The organism is uncultured Capnocytophaga sp., assembly GCF_938029845.1.
Lineage (GTDB): Bacteria > Bacteroidota > Bacteroidia > Flavobacteriales > Flavobacteriaceae > Capnocytophaga.
In genome coordinates, this window is record NZ_CALHGG010000109.1 from 1 (window position 1) to 4,048 (window position 4,048).

Here is a 4,048-nt window from a genome sequence, read left to right on the forward strand (position 1 = left end):
TGAGAAAAAACAATAGATGAGAAGCATATAAAGCCTAAGAAGGAAAGTAAACATTTTTTTAGCATATCCAATATATCTTTTAATAGCTACTTTATTCCTGTTGGTACAATTGTTTGCAAACTTCTAAATCTACTTTCATCTTATCATATTCCTCTTTTAAGGTTTTGTTGATAGTACTAAGACTATCTAAGGTTTTTTGATTGATGGTAAGTTGTTTTATTTGTTTCTTAGCATCAATGAGCTCTTTGTATACCAAGATAGTATTATTGTACATATTTTTATTTCTAAGAGAGTCTTTAGGTATCTGCTTGTACATATCGGCAAGGATAGAAAGGGCTAATTTTTCGTTGAAAAAATCGTTTTTATAGCCACCTTTAGGTGTTCCTATAGAATCTACAGCCACTTTTACTTTTTCTAACTGAAAAGAAAAGCTATCTTGAAATTTCATTTCTCGTTGTATACGAGCATTTTCTTGCTTGAGCAAATTGTTTTCCTTGAAAGGGAAATAGATATTGACTATAAGAGCCAAAATTATAACAAGTACTGCAAGAGTGAAAAACAACACGAAAAAGCCTAATGCTTTTGTACGTTCTTTCTGATTTAATATTTCCATATAGGTTGATACTTTTGTTGTTAATTTCTATTAATCGGCTAAGAAAGTTTTGCTTCTCTCAGGCTGTAGAGAGCTTTTTTCATTTGTAATTTCAGATACGAAAATGCTGCCATCACGCCTCTTACCTATAAAGTCTAAGCGGTTTAGAATAGCGAATAAATCTTCTAAGGTTTTCATAAAACGTTCTACTTTCACCACAGAGTCTCCTATTTGATTGTGGTTATATTCCGTATTGATTACCTCAGAGAAGACAGTTTCAAACTCTCCTTGACTTACATTACACCAATCGGCAAAATAATTGAGTAATTCCTCTTTTCCTACTCCTGAACGAGCATCGATAAAGTTCTTAAGCACTCTTGCAAATCCTACTACTGACACTAACATTTCGGCAGGGGTACTATAGAGTGTAAGCCAGCGAAAATGATTGATTTCAGTAGCTAAGTAGTAGAGTATTCTATCGGTCATTTGCTCTATGATCGTAGCTAATTTATTGGTCTGGTTTTTAGTATGTATTTTTTGAGCGATTTGGATAGCATAAATTTCCATCTGACCATAGAAACGGTCGATTTCGTTGTATAACTGCTGTAGTTTTTGATGAGAAGCTACCAGTACACAAGGTGGAATATAAGAACTATCAAGATTGGTATTGCCTCCGCTTACCCATATTTTTCCTACAATGAGATAATGCCCTCCTACACCCATATCTTTTCTAAGATCCTCTTCCTTCACTAAAGAAAGGTAGTATTCAGGCTCGGTATAAGGGTCGCGTGGTGGATTCTCCTCAGGGTCAGGGTCTCCACAAGGGACACGCTTGAATGGATTGACAGAAATACAAGCCAGTAGCGCAACCTCATCTTCTTTTATCTCTTTGATAATTTCGGGATATGAAAAAGAGAGCGTACTCTGTTCCGTGTTAGAACTGATGTCTATTCGAGAGCCATTAGGGGTAATCGCGTGGCATTCTTCTATACGGAGTCGGAGGTTTTTATGGTTGTCTACTGACAGGTTCATTCTCACTGGGTCATTGACGGGTAACAATCCATAGGTAAGCATTGAGGTGTGTACCCCTATGGCATCGCGTACCGAATCAATGACAAAGTTTTGAATATCTATAAAATACCTTTTATTGATTTTCATTCCATCAATAAAGTTTACTGGCAAATGGGTGAGTTTTTCTGTCATGGTTTAATATGTTTTTACTCGTTCGTTATCTTTTTCTTTGCTGTATTCGAAATCTGTTTCTTGTTCATTATTATTCATTGCAGTCTCAGAAACAAGTGTTCTCATACAAATAATGTAGCTATTCTCTTCTATTCCATTCATATATAGGGTAAACTTAGGGTCTATATATTTAGTAGGTTCATACCATTTAGGTTGTTTAAAAAATACCCAATTATAAAAGCCATCTTCATTTTGTATCTCAATAGGAGCATCAGCAAAACGTTCGTTGTAATCTTCTACAAAATTGTAGAACAAGCGCCCAAAATCTATTCGGGTAGGTCCTTTGGCACGATATAAAGTGTAGTCTTTATCATTTTCTTCCTTTTTTATCATAAGTGTGAATACTACCAAATCACGCATCTCATCATCATTTACACCTACTAACTCTTTGTAGTTTTCAGGAAATTGCCAAGTGGTGTAGATTTTAGGTGGTATCTTTAGAGAACGATTGAAGCTCGCATTCACTAAAGTAGGGATGAAAAAGACTATGAAATTGCCCATCATCAAAGGCAAATAGTACATTCCATTTAAGAAAGTATAAATTAACAAGAAAGGTACTGAGGCATATAGCACGACTAATAAGGCAAAAAATAATTCTTTGAACACATCGTCCTCCAGTTTGAATTTGTTGAAAAACAAGCGATAGAAATAGCAGTGGAAGACACCAAGGGTCAAGGTACAGATTTGATAGAAAATAAATTCACTTAGGGTTTTCCCTTCAAAGAGGCGGCTATATCCTAAAAAGGCAATGACTGTATATACCAATACTGTTAAGAACAGATAGATATAGATATTGGTTTTATACTTTTTGAACTCAGGGACTTTCTTTGAGAAAATAATAGTAATGGCTATACACATAGCCACTAAAAATAGCAGTAGTACCAACAGTTGCGGGTCGAACAAGTTGATGAAATAATTCTTTAACTTTTTCATATACAAGTGTTATAACCTAAGATAGGGTCATTATTTTCTTTTAATTCAAATTGACTTTCTTCTTCTGAGAGCAATACACTTAACTGGATTTCTACTTCCAAAGGGAAAAAGTGCTCACAGAACATTGTTACAAATTTCTCTTTATTGCCCCCAAGTATATAATCAGTAAAAGCAGAATGCTTTAAAGGACCTATCTCAAGGGTCAGGTGTTTGGTATAATCTTCATAGGCTGTACCTGTGATCATATCCACTCCTAAGTAAATGTCTTCTCCCAAGCAAAAACCTTGTGATTCATTAGAATAAGTAGCAAACTCTCTTTCTTTAAGTTGTACTTCTTCTCCTAAAAGTTTTGAAAGTATTTGTACTGTAAGGGATATATTACCTACTATTTTGTAGCTATAAGGCAATAATCGTATAAACTTAGAGACTAAGAGGGTAGGGAAATCTTTTGAAATACCCCAAAGTTCATAGAATAATGTAGAAATCTCATTAGCATTGAGTTCTTTAAAGTTATCTTGTTCAAAGGATTCTATTTCTACCCCTAACTTAAAAATCTCATTCTCAAAAGGACTAAAAAAGGTACGAGCAGCTTTTTCTTCTTGTTTCCTTTCTCTGTAATCTTTGAGCATTGTTTCCACACCCTTGCCTTGAGTTTCATTCTTAGCATGGTGAGCGACACCTTCGGGGAGTATATCGTACAAACTATCACGAGAAAGGCTTACCTCTATCAATTGGGTAGGATCGTAATTAAAATCAGTAAGTTTTGCACTTAGTACATCGGCGCGATAACCCCGTACAAACTGTCCTTGGTGTTTTACTATATACTCATTGTCAGAGATGATCCCTTTGTCTAACAAATGGTTTAATAGCACTTCTGCCCTTATATCATAAGGTAAGTGATTTATCTCATTTATAACTCCTGTTAGGTATTCCATTTTGATAGTTCTTCAACGTTGCAAATATACAAAAAAATTACAAAAGTACAATTTTTTATTCTATTTCGTGTTGTTCGTTATGTCCTTTATGGGTAACAGATATTTTACCTCCTACAGCACATTGACAAGTGCTTTTCTCGGTGAGGATTTTTAAATCGTTGATAGTATCTTTCTCAGCTGTTTGTTCCCATTTTGTAGGAGCAGGCATACAAGGCAGATAACCACTTGTGGTAGGTTTTAGCTTGCACTGACCAAAAGGCATTATATTCACATTGGCCTGTTTGTCTTCCTCAGTAGCCATAGCTTTACCCTCAATAGTTACAAAATCTTGACTTGTAACATTGAG

Annotated in this window: 5 protein-coding genes; all 5 read right to left on the reverse strand. The window is 35.0% G+C overall.

Translation table 11 applies throughout. From position 1 onward, the window contains the following. Window positions 1-91 precede the first annotated feature (91 nt). Window positions 92-613, reverse strand: coding sequence for a type VI secretion system TssO (tssO, locus tag Q0625_RS07850; protein WP_298825469.1), 522 nt, complete (start codon window positions 611-613; stop codon window positions 92-94). Between the two features lie 30 nt (window positions 614-643). Further along, the gene (locus Q0625_RS07855; RefSeq protein WP_298825472.1) at window positions 644-1,795 is read right to left on the reverse strand and encodes a hypothetical protein; all 1,152 of its coding nucleotides are present in this window, start codon (window positions 1,793-1,795) and stop codon (window positions 644-646) included. Between the two features lie 3 nt (window positions 1,796-1,798). Next, on the reverse strand, window positions 1,799-2,767 hold the full coding sequence (locus Q0625_RS07860; RefSeq protein WP_298825475.1) for a TssN family type VI secretion system protein: 969 nt from the start codon (window positions 2,765-2,767) through the stop codon (window positions 1,799-1,801). Then, complete coding sequence (locus Q0625_RS07865) at window positions 2,764-3,702, reverse strand: type VI secretion system baseplate subunit TssG (protein WP_298825478.1); 939 nt, start codon at window positions 3,700-3,702, stop codon at window positions 2,764-2,766. Before Q0625_RS07865 ends, Q0625_RS07860 begins: the two co-directional genes overlap by 4 nt. Window positions 3,703-3,757: 55 nt before the next feature. Beyond that, the coding region (locus Q0625_RS07870) for a DUF4280 domain-containing protein (protein WP_298825481.1) at window positions 3,758-4,048 on the reverse strand (291 nt) is incomplete at its 5' end.

What these genes read in the sequence shown, in the direction of transcription:
- Q0625_RS07855 (WP_298825472.1), bottom strand. Translation starts at nt 1,795, where the DNA reads ATGACAGAAAAACTCACCCATTTGCCAGTAAACTTTATTGATGGAATG.
- tssO (WP_298825469.1), bottom strand. Translation starts at nt 613, where the DNA reads ATGGAAATATTAAATCAGAAAGAACGTACAAAAGCATTAGGCTTTTTC.
- Q0625_RS07860 (WP_298825475.1), bottom strand. Translation starts at nt 2,767, where the DNA reads ATGAAAAAGTTAAAGAATTATTTCATCAACTTGTTCGACCCGCAACTG.
- Q0625_RS07865 (WP_298825478.1), bottom strand. Translation starts at nt 3,702, where the DNA reads ATGGAATACCTAACAGGAGTTATAAATGAGATAAATCACTTACCTTAT.